Here is a 16,323-nt window from a genome sequence, read left to right on the forward strand (position 1 = left end):
GCGACGGGCCAGGAGGTTTCGAATGTCGGCTCCCATACAGGTAAACTCTGACTGACGGGGTTGTGAGGGAACCAACCCCCCGGTTGAACGGTGCGACGGGCCTTCCCACGCCGTTCCGGCTGTGATTGGCTTCCCGTGAGGGCGAGGCGGAGGAAGTTCGAGATGAGATCCTGGATGATGGCAGCAGTCGTGGCGCTGGCTGTGGCTGCCCCGGCTCTGGCAGCGACCTGGTCGACGGTGCGGGATACCGAGGCGGGGTTTACGGTGCGCCTGCCGGGCGAGGCGAAGGTAACGCGCGGCAGCTCGGACCCCAGCGCCGGCAGCAATCCGCAGGTCCAGTATGAGATGGTGAGCGCCGAGGGCTGGTACCTCGTCACGGCCGTGAAGTTCGGGGTAACCCTGACGGAAGAGCAGCTGACCGGCGCCCTGGACCGCAGCATCGCCGCCGGGACAAGCGCGAATGGCAACGTCGAGACCGCCCGGAAAACCATCCGGGTCGGCGGCGTGCAGGGGCGAGACGCCGAGTTCAAGAACGGCGCAAACCGCGGCTGGGTCCGGGTGTTCTACCGGAACGGCTGGTTGTGCACGATGGTGATCACCCAGGAGCCGAGCATGCCGAACGCCCTGCCCCCGCAGGCGATCGCCAGCTTTACGCCGCTCTAGGCGCCGATGGCGGTCACCCTGAGGCCACTGGCCGCAGCCGACGGCGACCAGGTGCTGGCCTGGCGCAACAGCGAGGCGGTGGCGCCCTATATGTATGGTGACCACCACATCGGCGTGGCGGAGCACGCGGGCTGGCTGGCGCGGGCGATGGCGGGCGGCGACCGGCGGTTCTGGATCATCGAGCTGGGCGGAGGGGGTGTCGGCCTGGCCAATCTGGCGCGGATCGATGCCGCCAACAGCAAGTGCGAATGGGCCTACTACCTGGCCGACCCGGCGACGCGGGGGCGCGGGGTCGGCTCCCAGGTCGAGTATCTGGTGCTGAGCTTCGTGTTCGAGCGGCTGGGGCTCAACCGGCTGTGGTGTGAGGTGCTGGTCGAAAACGAGGCGGTCTGGAAGACCCACGAGGGGTTCGGCTTTACGCGCGAGGCCTATCTGCGGGCGCACGTCCGCAAGGGCGGAGTGTTCCGGGACGTGATCGGCCTGGGAATGCTGGCCGCCGACTGGCCGCTGGCCAGGGCGACGGCGCGCGAGCGGCTGGCGGCCCGCGGGGTGGACGTGGCTGGGCTGGAGGACGGACTGGCCGCGATGAGCTGACTGGCGCCTGGCGCCGCAGTTGCTTTAAGACTTCGTTAACCGGCGCCAAAGCCGGAGCGGAGGATCAGAATGGCACGGTGGTGGGCGGCTTTGGCGGTGGCGTTCGGCCTGGCGTTTCCGGCGGCGGCGGCCGACTGGACCTTGCTGAAGGCGGAAGACGCCGGCTTCTCCGCGGAACTTCCCGGGTCGGCGACCCACATAAAGTCCGGTGCCTATGAGCCGGAGCAATGGCTGCTGGTCGGGGACGAGGGCGCCTATGCCATCTTCCTGGTGCCGACCCAGGGAGAAACCGACGAGGCGCTTTTGGACAGCGTGTTGGACAGCGGCGTGGAAGCCATGTCCGGCCAGGTTCAACGGCGGTGGACCGATGGCCAGGTGCGCTGGGCCGATTTCGCGGGCCAGGCCTCCAGCCTTCCCATCGAGGGCCAGGCCATTGCCATCGCCCGTCCGGGCGCGGTGCTGGTGGCCATGGCGCTGACGCCGCAAGGGGGCGATCCGGCCGGGGTGGCGCGGTTCCTGGGCAGTGTGAAGCTGACCGACTAGGCCGCTTCGGAGCCGCCGTGCAGGCCCTGCATGATGATGCGGTTGATGTCGATCAGCGGGCCGATCTCCTCCTCGCGGCGGATCACGGCGCTGGTGTGCCGGCCGACCCACAGGGAGATCGAGATGATCTGGGCGCGCAGCGGCATGGGCAGGGAATTCTCCGGCTGCGAGCAGTCGGTCGCCAAGGCCGACCACAGCCGACGGTTCCAGTCGAGCGCGTCGACCCGCCCCTCGAACTGGGTGTCGGGAAGCTGCTGGGCCTCCATGAGCGCCCGGGTCACCTGGCCGAACAGCCGGTACTCGGCCTCGCGCGGGTTCTCAGCCCTCGCCGCCGCCTGCTGATACGCCTGAAGCCCCATTCCCCAGCCTTTCGTCCTCGTAGTCCACCAGTTTCCGGCAGAGCATGAGCGCCTTGTAGTATTCGCGCTCCATGATGTGCTTGGAAATGTTAACGCAATCCGACAGCACGGACGGGTTTCCGATCACATTCATGAACTCGGTCAGCCGCCGGACGAACTCGTCGTAATAGCGGTTCGCCCCGGCCTCATCGAGGTACATCATCATGACGGGGAAGTAGACATGGCGCGCCGGGGTGACCGCCTCGGCCTCCTGCATGATGTCCTTCTCGCGCAGGACGGAGGCCTTGTTCTGCAGGATCAGCACGCCCCGGCGGTCGCCGTTCTGCACGACGGCCCCGTTGAGGACGAACCGCTCGCCCGGCTTCAATGACAGCTTGAGTGGCACTTGACCTCTCCCCGATACCGGACTGACGGGTAACCGCTTATGGTTAACAGGGCCTTGTCACGCCAGCCGGTCTTAAGGCGGGGGTAACCATAACTGGGCAGGGTCCGGCCGACCGATCATCAGGCTGAAAACCCATGTCCCGCTCGTTGAAATCGCAGGTTTCCGCGGCCGCCCTGTCGGCCCAGGCGGGCCTGACGCCGGTGGTCGGCGAGGCGGCGGCGGCGCGGCCGGTGGAAGGAATCGTCGGTCAGGCGGGCTCCCCCGCGGCCCTGGCGCGGATGCTGGACGCCCTGGCGGAGATGAAGTCGGCGTCGGTAAATGGCCTGCTGCAACAGGCAGTTACAGCCCTCCAGGCCGACGATTTCAACACCGGCGGGGCTCTGGCGATCCGGGGGTTGGAACTGGACGAGCAGTCCGGCTTCGGCTGGTACCTGCTGGCCATCGCGCGGGAGCGTGCGGGGGATTTCGCCAGCTCGGTGCGGGCCTATGAGAAGGCCCTGATGCTGTTGCCAGATCATGCCGAAGTGGCCAACGACATGGGCCGCCTCGCCTACCGGATGGGGATGAAGGAGACGGCCGAAAAGCTGTTCGGACATTTCGTCGCGGCCCACCCCGAAAACACCGAGGCGCTGAACAACATGGCCTGCGCCGTGCGCGACCAGGGCCGCTATGCCGAGGCCATCGACATCCTGCGCCCGGCGTTGATGGCCCATCCGGCCGACGCCATGCTGTGGAACACCCTGGGCAGCGTGCTGGCCGAGCAGGGCGATCCGGCCGCTAGCGCCACCTTCTTCGACGAGGCCCTGCGCCTGCAGCCGGATTTCCCCAAGGCCCGCTATAACCGCGCCACGGCCCGCCACCTGCTGAGCGATGCGGCCGGGGCGCTGGAGGACTGCAACGCCGCCATGGCCGCGCCGATGCCGGCCGATGAGCAGCTGATGATGCGGTTGGCCCGCTCGACCATGCACCTGTCGCTGGGCCATGTGGCTCAGGGCTGGGACGACTATGAGGCGCGGCGCGACCCCAGCTTCGGCGACGTCACCCATTTCCTGGTCGATCGGCCGATGTGGACACCCGAGAGCGACCTGCACGGCAAGTCGCTGCTGCTGATTGGGGAACAGGGCCTGGGCGATGAGCTGCTGTTCGCCAACGCCATTCCCGATGTGCTCGAGGCCTTGGGGCCAGACGGCAGGCTGACCCTGTCGCTCGAGCCCCGCCTGATCCCCCTGTTCGCCCGCAGCTTCCCGCGGGCCCGCGTCGGCGCCCATGCCACCTTCAGCGTCGACGGGCGGACGGTTCGGGTCGTGCCGTTCCTGGAACCGGAGGACCTGGCGGCCATCGACCTCTGGGCGCCTCTCGCCTCCCCGCTGCGCCGGTTCCGAAGCAGCGCCGAGGCGTTTCCGGCGCGGGCCGGCTACCTGACAGCCGATCCGGCGCGGGTGGCCCACTGGCGGTCAGTGCTGGAAACGGCGCCGGCGGGACCCAAGGTTGGGCTGCTCTGGAAGAGCATGACCAGCAAGGGGGCGCGGCACCGCTACTTCTCGCCGTTCGAGCAGTGGGAGCCGGTGCTGCGCGTTCCGGGCGTGACCCTGGTCAATCTGCAGTACGGCGACTGCGAGGCCGAACTGGCGGCGGCGAGGGCCGAAGGAATCGACATCTGGGTTCCGCCCGGCATCGACCTGAAGCAGGACCTGGACGATGTCGCCGCCCTGACCTGCGCCCTCGATCTGACACTGGGCTTCTCCAACGCCACCCTCAATCTTGCCGGCGCCTGTGGGGCCCCGGTGTGGCTGATCACGCCCAAGGCCGGCTGGACCATGCTGGGGACGGACGCCTACCCCTGGTATCCGCAGGCGCGGGTGTTCAACCCGCCGGCCTATGGAGAATGGGGCGCGGTGATGGAGGAGATCGCCGGGGCGCTGGCTAGCGCGTTCGGGGCGGAACACAAGCAAACCTGAGGGGTTGATTCCGGGCGGAGAGAGGCTCCGCCAAGAGGAAACGGAACCCCATGTCCAACATCGACAATGACGCTGACCCGCAGGATCGCGCCGAGGTCCTGGACGAAACCAATCTGACGGCCGATGGCCGTAACATCGCCAATTTCGACGACGTGTCGGACGTCTATGACGCTACCTCGGCCGCCGACGATTCCGACATCGACGACCTGGACCCCGAACGCGACGAGATCGACTTCGAGGCCGCCGAATTCGACGACGGAGACTTGACCGAGGAACGCGATGACACCGGCATCCGCGCCGGGTCTGAAGACCGCAGCTTCGCCTTTGATGAGGATCGCATCGGCACGGACCAGGAGCGGGCCCGGAACTATGAAGCCTCCGGCGGCACGCGTGAAAACGACGCCACCCAGGGCGATCCCGGCGAGGATGCCGAGGACGAGAAGGATCCCCACGTTGACCGCCAGCTCGACAAGGGGCTGAAGGAAACCTTCCCGGCCTCCGACCCGGTGTCGATCAATCCCGGCGCCGACTGACCAGCCGTAACGGCGCACTGACATCCGCCCATCCCGGTCCCGGGGTGGGCGGATTTTCGTTGGCTACTCTCGCAACAGCATGCCGTTCAGGATCATGTTGCCGACTTCCCGGGCGTAGCGCTCCACGTCTTCCTGATCGGGCTCCGCGCCGAGGATCAGCTTCACGGTGATGCGGTTGGACGAGAAGTAGGACTGAGCCGCGCCGGTGATCATGAAATAGGCCAGGGCGGGGTCGATCGGGCGGAAGCGGCCCGAGGCCACTCCCTCCTCGATGATCGCCCGCTGGGCGTCGGCCAGGGGGGCGACGAAGGCGGCCTTCAGGGACTGGGCCGTCTCTGACGCCTCCTGGCGCAGCAGCAGGTTCAGCAGGTTGTTCAGGTAGGGATAGCGGGCGTAGTTGCGGATGATGCCGCTGATGTGAATCCGCAGCTTCTTTTCCGGCGGCACCGGCATGGCCACCAGTTCCTGCAGCTGCTCCATCGACCGGCCGGTGGCCCGTCGGGCGAGGGCCAGCAACAGGCCCTCCTTGCTGCCGAAGTGGTAGGTCACCAGGGGGGCGGTCAGGCCGGCCTTGCGTGCGATGGCGTGGAGCGACACGTCGGCCGTGCCCTCTTCGATCATCACCGCGCTGGCCGCATCCAGCAGATGTTCACGGCTGGATTTTTCGTCCACGCCCTCCCGTGAGGGCGTTTGCGCGCCCTTCCTCATTGGTCGGCCCAAGAATCCCCCCTCAGGCTCGCGCCATCATATAGCGCTGATCGCGCTGGCTTCCGCAACATCACGACACGGTCTCGGCCACCAGGTGGCGCCGGCCCAGCCAGAACAGACCACCGGCCGCGACCCCGAACAGACAGATGGTCACCATCGCCCAGCGCAGCCCCTCGGCCGGCCCAAGGGCCAGAGCGTAGAGGTCGCTGAGGATGCCGGCGATCAGCGGCCCCGTGCCCAGGCCGATCAGGTTGATCAGCAGCAGCAGCATGGCGGTGGCCGTGGCCCGCGAGCGGTCGGCGACAAGGCCCTGGACCGAGGCGTAGACCGGCCCGTACCAAAGCCCCTTGAGCACCGTCGGCACAGCCAGCAGAGCCAGGGCCGCCACGGCGGTCGGCGTCAGGAAGACGAAGGCCAGGATCGGCATGGCCAGGATGGTGGCAATGGCCGGGGCGGTCATGTAGCCGGCCTCGCCCTGGCCCTTGGCGGCGAAATGGTCGCCGAGACGCCCGCCAAGGACGGTGCCGAGGGCGCCGGAGACGCCCAGGATCAGGCCGAGCGACAGGCCAATCAGGCCGATGGGGCCGGAAAAGCCCATGCCGGTGGCCAGCTCGGTGATCTCGGCCTTGTGGTTGCGCAGGAAGAAGGAGCCGTAGAACGACTGGTGGGCGTAGCCGACCAGGCTGATCAGGCCGGCGCCGGAACCGAGATACCAGAAGGACTTCTTGCGGCCGAGGACGCCCAGCACTTCCTTGAACGTCTGGCGCGGTGAGGCCGCCTGGGCCGCCGCCACCATGGCCTTTCCGCGCGGATCCTTGACCGTAAGGACGGTCAGCAGGGCCAGCAGGATGCCGGGCAGGCCGACGATGAAGAAGGCCGTGCGCCAGCCCCAGTGATCGGCCACCACCCCGCCGATCACCATGCCCAACAGCGAGCCGATCGGCACGCCGAGGGAATAGAACGCCAGGGCGCGAGCGCGTTCGGTCTTGGGGGTGATCTCGGTGATCAGCGACTGGGCCGGCGGGGTGCAGCCCGCCTCTCCCACCCCGACCCCAAACCGGGCCAGCAGCATCTGGGTGAAGTTCTGGGCCAGGCCGCAGAGCACGGTGAAGGCGCTCCAGGTCGCCAAGGCGGCGGAGACGATCCACACCCGGTTCCAGCGGTCGGAGAACCGGGCCATCGGGATGCCCAGGAAGGTGTAGATGGCCGCGAAGGCCAGGCCCGTCATGGCTCCCATCTGCCAGTCGGCGAGGCCCAGCTCCTGTTTGATCGGCTCGGCCAGGATGTTGATGATCTGCCGGTCGAGGAAGTTCAGCGTGTAGATGACCAGCAGGACGGTCAGGGTGTAGCGACGCGCCGCGCTGGCCATCGGCGAGGCGGACTTGTTGGGGTCGAGAGCGACGTCGGGCGCGCTCATGCGACCGCTCCCGAGGCGCGGAAGCCGGCGCGCTCATCGGCGGTGAAGCCGAGTTGTTCCAGCACACTGTCGGTGTGTTCGCCCGGCGTCGGGGCCGAGCGAGCGATGGTCACGTCCTGGCCGTCGAAGCGGGCCGGCGAGGCGACCGAACGCAGGGTCGCACCGTCAGGCAGTGGCACGGGCGTGAAGCATCCGGCGGCCTCTGCCTGGGCGTCCTCGGCCACCTCGGCAGGGGTCTGGATCGGCGCCCACACCAAGTTCTCGCGGTCCAGGGCGGCGGAGGCGGCCTGGAAGTCCATTGCCCCGAACGCCTCGTCGAGCAGGGTGACCAGCTCCGACACATTGGCACGGCGCGCCTTGGCGGCGGCGAAGCGTTCGTCCTCGATCAGGGCCTCGATGCCGGCGGCGCGGGCCAGGCGGGGCCAGTCGCCGCTGCCCTGGCGCGGGATGATGGCGAACCAGCGCCCGTCGGCGGTGCGGAAGAAGTTGTTCATCGGGTTGACCGCCTCATGCCGCGCCCGGGTCGAGGCCAGCCGACCCATATGCAGCTGGATGCCCAGGTCGGAGCCCAGCACATAGGTCCCGGCCCGCAGCAGGGAGGTCTCCACCAGCCGACCAACGCCGGTCGTGTGGCGGTCGACCACGGCGGCCAGGATGGCGGCGGCGGTGGCCAGCGAGCAGACATGGTCGCCCACGGCCGTACGTGGCTGGCCGGGCTCCCCGCCCTTGACGGTCGAGGCGGCCATCAGGCCCGAGCGCGCCCAGAAGGCCGCGGTGTCGAACCCCGGCCGGTCGGCGTCATCCCCGGTCAGGCCATAGCCGGTGACCGAGGCGTAGATCAGCCTTGGGAAGCGGACGTGAACGGTCTCGAAGTCCAAGCCCGCGCGCTTCAGCGAGGCGGGGCGGATGTTGGTCAGCAGGATGTCGGCGCCATCGAGCAGGCGAGCGACGATGGCCTGGCCGCCCTCACTGGCGATATCGAGCACGACCGAGCGCTTGCCCCGGTTGTCGACCTCGAACACCGGGTTGACCGCTTCCTCCTTCCCCAGGCTGGCGAAGAACTGGCGCATCGGGTCGCCATCAGCCGACTCGATCTTGATCACGTCGGCGCCCCAGTCCGACAGGATGGCGCCCGCGCCTGGGGCGGCGACATACGTCGCCAGTTCGATGACCTTCAGTCCGTGCAGCATGCCGTCACCTCAGAAAAAAGAACGGCGGCGCGGCAGGGGCCACGCCGCCTTTTAGTGTCGGGCGGCCCAGGACAGGAGGACGCCGCTTGGATCGGCGGACCGGCGGCTGGCCGGCCCGACGGCTCGCCACGGACGCTAGGGAGGGGGTCCGTGGAGATCTGTGAACAGCCTTAGAACTGCATCCGCAGGGTCAGGCCGTAGAGCCGGGGCGACCCGACGAAGGCGCCGAAGCTGCCGGTCTGGTTGGGGGTGGCGAACGCCTGGTTGATGTACCGCTCGTCCGTCAGGTTCTGGACCCAGCCTTCCAGCGCCCATTTGTCGTCGATGTTGGCCAGGGTGATCCGGCCGTTGATCAGCAGCAGCTTGTCGCGGGTGGTGCCGGGGGTCAGGCTGGAGGAGGTGTTCATCTCCGAGGTGTATTTGCTCGAGAGGTTGAACCGCAGTTCCAGGTCGTTGCCCAGGTCATGGGTGTAGTCGGTCTGCAGCGAAGCCGACCACAGGGGCGCGATGACGATCCGCGAGTCCGCCAGTCCCGGCGAGACGCCGGGGATCCCGGTGAAGTCGCCGGCCTGGGTCTCTGCATAGGTGACGCCGCCGCCGAACCGCAGGCCCTCGACCGGGGTGCGCCAGGAGAAGTCAACCTCGACGCCGCGCGAGACGACCTCGGGCAGCGAAGTCACCACGAAGCTGGACCCGGTATAGACGTTCAGCTGGTAGTCGGTGAACGTCTGCCAGAAGACGGCGGTGTTCAGGGTCAGGGCGCGGTCGAACAGGGTCGACTTGGCGCCGACCTCATAGGCGTCGACGAACTCCGGCGAGAAGCTGGTGTCCGGATCGATGACCGTGGTGGCCAGGCGCTCACGGTCGATGTTGAAGCCGCCGCCCTTGTAGCCGCGCGAATAGGACGCGTAGGTCATGAAGTCCGGGGTGAACCGGTAGGCCACCTTGAAGGTGCCGCCCCATTCTTTTTCGGTGCGGTCCTGGCTTGTCGTGGCGTTGTTGAAGCCGCTGTCGAAGCTGGGTGCACAGAGGGCGGCGATCACGCCGGCCGGGATCACCGCGCCACCGGCGATCCGGGTCTGGATCGCGGCGCAGGCCGGAGCCCCGCCATTGTTGAAGAACACCGACTCCAGGCTGCGCTCGTCGTGGGTGTAACGCAGGCCCAGGGTCAGCTCGAGGCCCTCGGTCACCTGCCAGTTGACGTTGCCGAACAGGGCCGTGGTGTCGCCTTCCTGCAGGAACTGGTCCTGTTGGCCGAGGCCCACCGGGAAGTTTGTCCCGACCGGCAGCAGGGTGAAGTTGGAGACGGCGTTGGGGTTCAGCCCGCCCGACAGCTGCAGGCCCAGGAAGCTTTCCAGGTCACGGCCGTACTGCCAGGACTGGCGGTGGTCGATCTCCTCCTTGGCGTAGAAGATGCCGCCGACGTAGGTCAGCGGGCCGGCGGTCCCGGCCAGGCGCAGTTCCTGGCTGAACTGCTTGAAGTTGGTGCCGAAGTCGCCGTTGTTGTCGCGGTAGCCGATGTCGGCGCCGGAGTAGTCGATGTCGCTGCCCCGGACGATGTCCCATTCCCGCCAGGCGGTGATCGAGGTCAGGGTCAGGTCGGGGGTGATGTCCCAGTTGGCTTCCAGCGACAGGCCGCCCTCGTTGATCGTCTGGGCGTCCTCGCGGTTCGCATAGGCCTTGTAGTCGGTGTATTTCGGGGTGCTGTCGGTGCCCAGGCCACCGGTCAGGCTGTTGATCCGGCCGGCGTTGACCCCGGAGATCAGCGGCACGCCCAGGCAGCAGAGCTCGTCGCGATAGCTGTAGTCGCCGATCAGCCGGATCTCGAGATCCTCGTTCGGCAGATAGAGCAGCTGGCCGCGCATGGAGAGGTAGTTGCGGTCGTGCGAGTCGCTGCGGCGACGCGGGCCGCCGGCGGTTTCGACATCCATCCAGCCGTCGCGGGTGCGGGCGACGATGAAGAAGCGGCCCGCAAGCCTGTCGTCGAGGATCGGGCCATTGAGGCTGAGCGAGCCGCCGACTTCGCCATAGTTGGCGACGGTGGCTTCGGCCTTGATGGCCGGCTCGAAGGTCGGGCTGGCGGTGATCACATTGATGACCCCGGCAGAGGTATTCTTGCCGAACAGCGTGCCCTGCGGGCCGTTCAGCACTTCGATCCGCTCGACTTCGCCCAGGTCGCCGAAGCCGACGCCATTGCGGGGGCGATAGACGCCGTCGATCACCACACCGACCGACGACTCCAGGCCCGGGTTGTCACCGGCGGTGCCGATGCCGCGAACCCGGACGTTGGTGGTGGCTTCCGAGGAGGTGGACACCGAGTTCAGGCTGGGAACCAGGACCGTCAAGTCCTTGATGTCCTTCACGCCGGCCTTCTCGATGGCGGCGCCGCCCACCGCGGTGACCGAGATCGGCACGTCCTGCAGCGACTGCTCCCGCTTCTGGGCCGTGATGATGATTTCGTCGACGGTGCCGGCCGTGTCGGCTTCCGGCTCGGTCTGGGCCAGCGCCGGGGCGGCGATGAGCAGGGCGGCCATGGAAGACGCCGCGATGAGCATGGATTTCATATCTAACTCCCTCCCGAAACGACGGGGCTCAATCGCCCCTTTATGATTGTTCAGGATGGCTAGAGGAATTTTTCTGGTCGTTCAATAGGTCATCACATTCTGGATGCCGTCTTCGTCCATTTTCGCCGGGCAGGCGGAAATCGAGCGCTCCGGCCTCTTGACACGAGACACCGTCGAGGCATTTTTTCTTTACGTTTATAAAAATCACGATTTACCGGGAGACAGGGTTGTCAATTTCCTCCGCGACCGGATGGCCGGCGATCTCCGTCGCCGACGCCTACGCCAGGCTGACGGCGGCCGGTTCGCCGTTCGAGACCGCCTTGCGCCCCGTGCGCGGCCAGCTTCTGAAGACCTGGGCCAAGGGGCCGCAGACCATGCGCGATGTGCTGGGGCGGGTGCGCGAGCATGGAGACAGGACCTTCATCGTCCTGGAGGATGAGCGGGTTTCCTACGGCGACTTTCACAAGGCCGTGGCCCAGCTGGCGGCGGCCTTTGTCGAGATGGGCGTCGAGCCCGGCGACCGGGTGGCAGTGACCATGCGCAACCTGCCCGAATGGCCGGTCACGGTCTGCGCCGCCATCGCGATCGGGGCCATCGCCACCCCCCTGAACGCCTGGTGGTCCCGTGAGGAGCTGGTCTACGGCCTGAAGGACAGCGGGGCCAAAGTGGCCATCTTCGATCCCGAGCGCCTGGAACGGGTGGCCGGCGACCTGGCCGGCCTGCCGGATCTCGACCACGTAATGGTCGCCCGGGGCGAGGGCGCCGCGCCGCTGGAAACGCTGATCGGCCCGGTCGCCGGGTGGGCCAGCCTGCCGGACGCCGACCTGCCGCCCATCGACGCCCTCGGCGCGGAGATGGACCCCGACTCGGCGGCGACGCTGTTCTACACCTCCGGCACGACCGGCAAGCCCAAGGGCGCCGTCGGCTCCCACCGGGCCTTCACCTCCAACATCCTGACCCAGCAGTTCGTCGCCGCCCGGGCCTTCCTGCGCCGGGGCGAAACCATGCCGGCCCGGCCGGCCAACGCACCGCAGCGGGCCACCCTGCTGGCCGTGCCGCTTTTCCACGTCACCGGCTTCTCGGCCATCCTCACCCCCCTGATGTTCAACGGCGACAAGCTGGTGCTCATGCGCCGGTTCGACGCCGGACAGGCTCTGGCCCTGATCGAGCGCGAGCGGATCAGCACCGCCGGTGGGGTGCCGGCCATCGCCTGGCAGCTGGTCGACCATCCCGACCGCGAGAAGTACGACCTGAGCTCCCTGGAGCGGGTTGCCTACGGCGGGGCCCCCTGCCCGCCCGAGCTGTCGCGGCGGGTGCGGGAGGTGTGGCCCCATGCGGCGCCCTCGGCCGGCTGGGGCATGACCGAGACCTGTGCGGTGTTCGCCAACAACACCGCCGAGGACTACCTGGCAAAGCCCGACAGCTGTGGCCCGCCAACGCCGCTGGGCGAGTGGAAGGTGATGCGGCCGGACGGGACCGAGGCCCCCACAGGCGAGGTCGGCGAGCTGTGGGTGCGCGGATGCACCGTGGCCATCGAGTACTGGAACAATCCGGCGGCCACCGAGGAGACCTTCGGCGGTGGCTGGCTGAAGACCGGCGACCTGGCGCGGCTGGACGAGGAGGGCTTCGCCTACATCGTCGACCGGGCCAAGGACATGCTGATCCGGGGCGGCGAAAACATCTACTGCATCGAGGTCGAGAACCTGCTGGCTGAGCACCCGGCGGTGGACGAGGCGGCGCTGATCGGCCTGCCGCACCGTACGCTGGGCGAGGAGCCGGGCGCCATCGTGCGGCTGCGCGAGGGCGGGGCCGCCGACGAGGCGGAGCTGCGCGCGTTCGTCGCCTCGCGGCTGGCTGGGTTCAAGGTTCCCGTCCGCGTCTTCTTCGCCGGCGAGCCCCTGCCCCGCAACGCCAACGGCAAGCTGATCAAAGCCGAACTGCGCGAACGCTTCGCCCAGTCCGAACCCGCCTGAGAGATGGAACAATGACCGCTTCGGTGACCCCCATGAAGAAACACGCCGGCCTGGAGATCAGATCGGCCATGTGCCAGGTCCGCCAGCTGACCGGCATGACCCACCGCGCCCTGCGCCTCTATGAGGCCAAGGGGTTGATCCGGGTGGACCGCAACGCGCGTGGCCACCGGCTGTACGACCAGAAAACCGTCAGCCGCCTGTTGTTCATCGCCGAGGCCCGCCGCGCCGGCCTGGCGATCCAGGACATCCGCAAGCTGCTGGCGGTCGGGGACCGCGAGGGCGAGGCGCGAATGGCCGACGCCGCCCAGAGCAGCCTGATGGCCCGGCTGGAGACCCTGCGCGACCAGACCGCCGCCATCCTGCAGACCGCACGCAGGCTGGGCCTCTCCCTCAGCGAGGACGCGTCGGCGCCGCGCTTGGCGGCGGCGGGCTGAACCCCTCCAGCCTCACCCAAGGTGACCTTCCGGCCGTGCGTCCCATGGGTGCGCGGCTTTTTCACATTGGCGCGCGAAAAGGCTTCACAGCCCGGTTTGCGGCGCTACTGTCACCTTGATTGAAACGTTTGTTTGGAGCGCCGGGCGCGCTCCCCGAGGGGATAGCCGGATGACCACCCGCTTCGAAGGCACCGACAACTATGTGGCCACCGACGACCTGAAGGTCGCGGTCAACGCCGCGATCGCCCTGCAGCGGCCGCTGCTGATCAAGGGTGAGCCGGGGACCGGCAAGACGGTGCTGGCCGAGGAGATCGCCAAGGCGCTGGGCGCCCCGCTGATCACCTGGCACATCAAGTCGACCACCAAGGCCCACCAGGGCCTCTATGAGTACGACGCGGTCACCCGCCTGCGCGACAGCCAGCTGGGCGACGAGCGGGTCAAGGACGTCAAGAACTACATCAAGAAGGGCAAGCTCTGGGAGGCGTTCGAGCACGGCGGGCGCCCGGTGCTGCTGATCGACGAGATCGACAAGGCCGACATCGAGTTTCCGAACGACCTGCTGCAGGAACTCGATCGGATGGAGTTCTACGTCTACGAGACCGACGAGACCATCAAGGCCGTGGTCCGCCCGGTGGTGATCATCACCTCCAACAACGAGAAGGAACTGCCGGACGCCTTCCTGCGCCGCTGCTTCTTCCACTACATCAAGTTCCCGGAAGCCGAGACGATGAACGCCATCGTCGAGGTCCACTATCCCGGGATCAAACAGAAGCTGGTCGCCGAGGCGCTGCGCATCTTCTACGACATGCGCAAGGTGCCGGGCCTGAAGAAGAAGCCGTCGACCAGCGAGCTGCTCGATTGGCTGAAGCTGCTGATGGTCGAGGACATCACCGAGGACACCCTGAAGGAAAAGGATCCGACCAAGCTGATCCCGCCCCTGCACGGCGCCCTGCTGAAGAACGAGCAGGACGTCCACCTGTTCGAACGGCTGGCCTTCCTGGCCCGGCGCGAAGGGGCGACCCGCCCTGGTCAGTGATCCGACCGTCCAGTAGGCGGTTACGGCGAATTCACTGGATTGGAATGCGGCGCGGCCTCACCCTCACAGGTGAGGTCGTTGCTATTTCTAGGGCTGAAACTGATGAAACGAATGCTGATGACCGCCGTGGGCTGCGGCGCCATCGCCCTGACCCTGGGCGCCTGCGAGAGCCGGGCCGAGTACCGGGCCAAGCGGGATGCGCGCGAGGCGCTGAAGGTGATCTCGCGGCTGGACTGTCCCGAGACCCAGGGCGACCTGAAGCGCGTCAGCGCCGAGGCCGACGGCCAGACCTGCACCTACAGCGGGGCGGACGCCGAGGTGACCTTGAAGCTGGTGGCGGTCAGCAATGAGCCCGCCAAGGCGCTGGAGCCGATCGAGGCCGAGGTTCGCGGCCTGTTTGCCCCGGTCGCCGATCCGGCCGCTCCCGAGACCCCCGAACCCCCGGCCAAGCCGGCAGAACCGGTCGCCAGCGGCAAGACCACGAAGGAAACGGTGAAATTCCCTGGCGTCTCAATCGAGACCGAGGAAGGCGACGGGGTCGACAAAGCCCGGATCCGCGTCCCGGGTGTCAGCATCGACGCCGACGGCGAGAATGCCAAGGTCCGGGTCGCCGGCATGGAGATCACCGCCAACGAGGACACCAACGAGGTCCGCATCGTCCGCGAAAAGTGGCGTGACGGAGACGAGGGCAACATCGTGATCGATGGCGCCGACGCCCACATCGATGGAGACGGCTTCTCGATGGGCGGCAAGCGCAAGCGCGGCTTCCGGACCACCTTCGTCAAGACCGACGAGACCGCCGGCGCCGCCTGGACCACCGCCGGCTATGAAGCCCAGGGCCCGACGCGCGGCCCGCTGGTGGTGGCCGTGGTCAAGTCGAAGAAGCCGCGCGACGGGACGGGGTCGAACAGCCTGTTCAAGGACGCGACGGCCCTGGTGCGCCACAACTTCGAGAAATAGCGACCTTGATGGCGCGCCGCCCCTTCAGGCGGCCGCCTGAAAGTCGGTCGAGGCGAGCTTCAGCCGGTGCATCACCGCCTCGGCTGCCAGGCTGAGCGGGCGGTCGCGGCGGTGGACGATGGAGACGTCCCAGGGCGGGACGGCGGTGAAGGCCGCCGCGTGGACCATGGGGTCGTTGTAGGCCATCTCCTCGGCCATCTCCTGGTCGATCACCGCCACCGACCGGGCGTTGACCGCCATCAGCGCGGCGCCCCTCTGTGTCAGCACCTCCAGCCGGCTGCGGATCACCGCCGCCTCGCGGGCAAAGGCGTGGATGAGGGCGTCGCGATAGGGATTGGGCGGCGACAGCATGACCAGCTCGGTATCGACCAGGTCCGCCACCCCCACCTCGCTGCGATTGGCCAGGGGATGGTCCACGCGCATCACCGCCATCATGCGGCGGCGGCCCAATGGATGGTTGGCAAGCTGGGCCGCCGGGCTGAGCGGTCCCATCACCACCCCGAGGTCGACGGTCTCCAGGCCCACCCGGCGATAGGTCTCATCCTGATCGACCGCCAGGATGCGGAGGTTCAGCTCCGGCGCCTCGAGCGACAGCGCCGCGACCGCGCGCCCGACCAGGCCTTCGGCGTACACGGGCAGGGTGGCGATGCTCAGTTGCCCGCGCATGCCCTGGCGGATGGCTTCGGCGGCGATGGCGATCCGGTCCAGGCCGGAGAAACTGCGCCGAACCTCCTCATCCAGCAGCGCGCCCTCCGCTGTCGGCCGCATGCCGAAACGGCCGCGCTCGAACAGGGTCAGGCCGGTCCGGGTCTCCAGGGTGGCGATGGCCTTGGTGACCGCCGGCTGGGTCATGCCCAGGCGATCGGCGGCCAGGGTGGCCGAGCCGGTCTCGATAACCGCCCGGAATGCTTCCAGCGACTTGGGATCCAACCTGTTCATCACGCCCCCTAACGGTTCGGGACGTTATCCATAACCAGCAGGAATTCCAGCCGGGCAATTTGGAATT

At 67.9% G+C, this 16,323-nt stretch carries 16 protein-coding genes; 9 read left to right on the top strand and 7 right to left on the bottom strand.

The annotated features are described in order from the left end of the window. The first annotated feature begins 174 nt into the window (after nucleotides 1-174). The 3 genes from GVN21_RS10950 (at nucleotide 175) to GVN21_RS10960 (ending at nucleotide 1,800) form a co-directional block, all read left to right on the top strand. Nucleotides 175-663 (top strand): hypothetical protein, encoded by a 489-nt coding sequence (locus tag GVN21_RS10950; RefSeq protein WP_166574777.1) that lies wholly within the window; start codon nucleotides 175-177, stop codon nucleotides 661-663. A 6-nt stretch (nucleotides 664-669) separates the two neighbouring features. Further along, complete coding sequence (gene pseH / locus GVN21_RS10955; RefSeq protein ID WP_166574778.1) at nucleotides 670-1,257, top strand: UDP-4-amino-4,6-dideoxy-N-acetyl-beta-L-altrosamine N-acetyltransferase; 588 nt, start codon at nucleotides 670-672, stop codon at nucleotides 1,255-1,257. Nucleotides 1,258-1,326: 69 nt separating this feature from the next. Further along, complete coding sequence (locus GVN21_RS10960; RefSeq protein WP_166574779.1) at nucleotides 1,327-1,800, top strand: hypothetical protein; 474 nt, start codon at nucleotides 1,327-1,329, stop codon at nucleotides 1,798-1,800. Here the strand turns inward: GVN21_RS10960 and flaF are convergent. After that, nucleotides 1,797-2,159: a flagellar biosynthesis regulator FlaF gene (gene flaF / locus GVN21_RS10965; RefSeq protein WP_166574780.1), complete on the bottom strand. Its 363-nt coding sequence runs from the start codon at nucleotides 2,157-2,159 to the stop codon at nucleotides 1,797-1,799. The genes GVN21_RS10960 and flaF overlap by 4 nt on opposite strands. After that, the gene (gene flbT, locus GVN21_RS10970; protein ID WP_166574781.1) at nucleotides 2,119-2,544 is read right to left on the bottom strand and encodes a flagellar biosynthesis repressor FlbT; all 426 of its coding nucleotides are present in this window, start codon (nucleotides 2,542-2,544) and stop codon (nucleotides 2,119-2,121) included. Before flbT ends, flaF begins: the two co-directional genes overlap by 41 nt. Before the next feature lie 134 nt (nucleotides 2,545-2,678). On the opposite strand from flbT, the gene GVN21_RS10975 reads away from it, so the two are divergent. Beyond that, nucleotides 2,679-4,502 carry a tetratricopeptide repeat protein gene (locus GVN21_RS10975; protein ID WP_166574782.1) on the top strand — a complete coding sequence of 608 codons (1,824 nt, stop codon included), beginning with the start codon at nucleotides 2,679-2,681 and terminating at the stop codon, nucleotides 4,500-4,502. A 50-nt stretch (nucleotides 4,503-4,552) separates the two neighbouring features. After that, the gene (locus GVN21_RS10980) at nucleotides 4,553-5,035 is read left to right on the top strand and encodes a hypothetical protein (RefSeq protein ID WP_166574783.1); all 483 of its coding nucleotides are present in this window, start codon (nucleotides 4,553-4,555) and stop codon (nucleotides 5,033-5,035) included. A gap of 63 nt (nucleotides 5,036-5,098) precedes the next feature. On the opposite strand, the gene GVN21_RS10985 is transcribed toward GVN21_RS10980, so the two are convergent. From GVN21_RS10985 to GVN21_RS11000, 4 genes are all read right to left on the bottom strand, one after another. Then, nucleotides 5,099-5,707, bottom strand: a complete 609-nt coding sequence (locus tag GVN21_RS10985) for a TetR family transcriptional regulator (RefSeq protein ID WP_166574784.1) — start codon at nucleotides 5,705-5,707, stop codon at nucleotides 5,099-5,101. A gap of 106 nt (nucleotides 5,708-5,813) precedes the next feature. Then, entirely contained in the window at nucleotides 5,814-7,160 is a 1,347-nt protein-coding gene (locus GVN21_RS10990; protein ID WP_166574785.1) for an MFS transporter, read from the bottom strand. Further along, nucleotides 7,157-8,350 carry a CoA transferase gene (locus GVN21_RS10995; protein WP_166574786.1) on the bottom strand — a complete coding sequence of 398 codons (1,194 nt, stop codon included), beginning with the start codon at nucleotides 8,348-8,350 and terminating at the stop codon, nucleotides 7,157-7,159. The genes GVN21_RS10990 and GVN21_RS10995 overlap by 4 nt, the downstream gene beginning before the upstream one ends. A 170-nt stretch (nucleotides 8,351-8,520) precedes the next feature. Then, entirely contained in the window at nucleotides 8,521-10,914 is a 2,394-nt protein-coding gene (locus tag GVN21_RS11000) for a TonB-dependent receptor (RefSeq protein ID WP_166574787.1), read from the bottom strand. A gap of 227 nt (nucleotides 10,915-11,141) precedes the next feature. Here GVN21_RS11000 and GVN21_RS11005 point away from each other — a divergent pair, with 227 nt between their 5' ends. From GVN21_RS11005 to GVN21_RS11020, 4 genes are all read left to right on the top strand, one after another. After that, entirely contained in the window at nucleotides 11,142-12,887 is a 1,746-nt protein-coding gene (locus tag GVN21_RS11005) for an AMP-binding protein (protein ID WP_166574788.1), read from the top strand. An 11-nt stretch (nucleotides 12,888-12,898) separates the two neighbouring features. Continuing rightward, nucleotides 12,899-13,321: a MerR family transcriptional regulator gene (locus GVN21_RS11010; protein ID WP_166574789.1), complete on the top strand. Its 423-nt coding sequence runs from the start codon at nucleotides 12,899-12,901 to the stop codon at nucleotides 13,319-13,321. Nucleotides 13,322-13,490: 169 nt separating this feature from the next. Further along, on the top strand, nucleotides 13,491-14,357 hold the full coding sequence (locus tag GVN21_RS11015; protein WP_166574790.1) for a MoxR family ATPase: 867 nt from the start codon (nucleotides 13,491-13,493) through the stop codon (nucleotides 14,355-14,357). A 102-nt stretch (nucleotides 14,358-14,459) separates the two neighbouring features. Continuing rightward, nucleotides 14,460-15,317, top strand: coding sequence for a hypothetical protein (locus tag GVN21_RS11020; RefSeq protein ID WP_166574791.1), 858 nt, complete (start codon nucleotides 14,460-14,462; stop codon nucleotides 15,315-15,317). 24 nt (nucleotides 15,318-15,341) lie between these two features. On the opposite strand, the gene GVN21_RS11025 is transcribed toward GVN21_RS11020, so the two are convergent. Continuing rightward, nucleotides 15,342-16,256 carry a LysR substrate-binding domain-containing protein gene (locus GVN21_RS11025; protein ID WP_166574792.1) on the bottom strand — a complete coding sequence of 305 codons (915 nt, stop codon included), beginning with the start codon at nucleotides 16,254-16,256 and terminating at the stop codon, nucleotides 15,342-15,344. Between the last annotated feature and the right edge of the window lie 67 nt (nucleotides 16,257-16,323).

The sequence above is a fragment of the Caulobacter sp. SLTY genome (assembly GCF_009905535.1).
Lineage (GTDB): Bacteria > Pseudomonadota > Alphaproteobacteria > Caulobacterales > Caulobacteraceae > Caulobacter.

Coding starts and splice junctions, on each gene's coding strand:
- GVN21_RS10950 (WP_166574777.1), top strand. CDS start 175: ATGATGGCAGCAGTCGTGGCGCTGGCTGTGGCTGCCCCGGCTCTGGCA.
- pseH (WP_166574778.1), top strand. CDS start 670: ATGGCGGTCACCCTGAGGCCACTGGCCGCAGCCGACGGCGACCAGGTG.
- GVN21_RS10960 (WP_166574779.1), top strand. CDS start 1,327: ATGGCACGGTGGTGGGCGGCTTTGGCGGTGGCGTTCGGCCTGGCGTTT.
- flaF (WP_166574780.1), bottom strand. CDS start 2,159: ATGGGGCTTCAGGCGTATCAGCAGGCGGCGGCGAGGGCTGAGAACCCG.
- GVN21_RS10975 (WP_166574782.1), top strand. CDS start 2,679: ATGTCCCGCTCGTTGAAATCGCAGGTTTCCGCGGCCGCCCTGTCGGCC.
- GVN21_RS10980 (WP_166574783.1), top strand. CDS start 4,553: ATGTCCAACATCGACAATGACGCTGACCCGCAGGATCGCGCCGAGGTC.
- GVN21_RS10990 (WP_166574785.1), bottom strand. CDS start 7,160: ATGAGCGCGCCCGACGTCGCTCTCGACCCCAACAAGTCCGCCTCGCCG.
- GVN21_RS10995 (WP_166574786.1), bottom strand. CDS start 8,350: ATGCTGCACGGACTGAAGGTCATCGAACTGGCGACGTATGTCGCCGCC.
- GVN21_RS11000 (WP_166574787.1), bottom strand. CDS start 10,914: ATGAAATCCATGCTCATCGCGGCGTCTTCCATGGCCGCCCTGCTCATC.
- GVN21_RS11010 (WP_166574789.1), top strand. CDS start 12,899: ATGACCGCTTCGGTGACCCCCATGAAGAAACACGCCGGCCTGGAGATC.
- GVN21_RS11015 (WP_166574790.1), top strand. CDS start 13,491: ATGACCACCCGCTTCGAAGGCACCGACAACTATGTGGCCACCGACGAC.
- GVN21_RS11020 (WP_166574791.1), top strand. CDS start 14,460: ATGAAACGAATGCTGATGACCGCCGTGGGCTGCGGCGCCATCGCCCTG.
- GVN21_RS11025 (WP_166574792.1), bottom strand. CDS start 16,256: ATGAACAGGTTGGATCCCAAGTCGCTGGAAGCATTCCGGGCGGTTATC.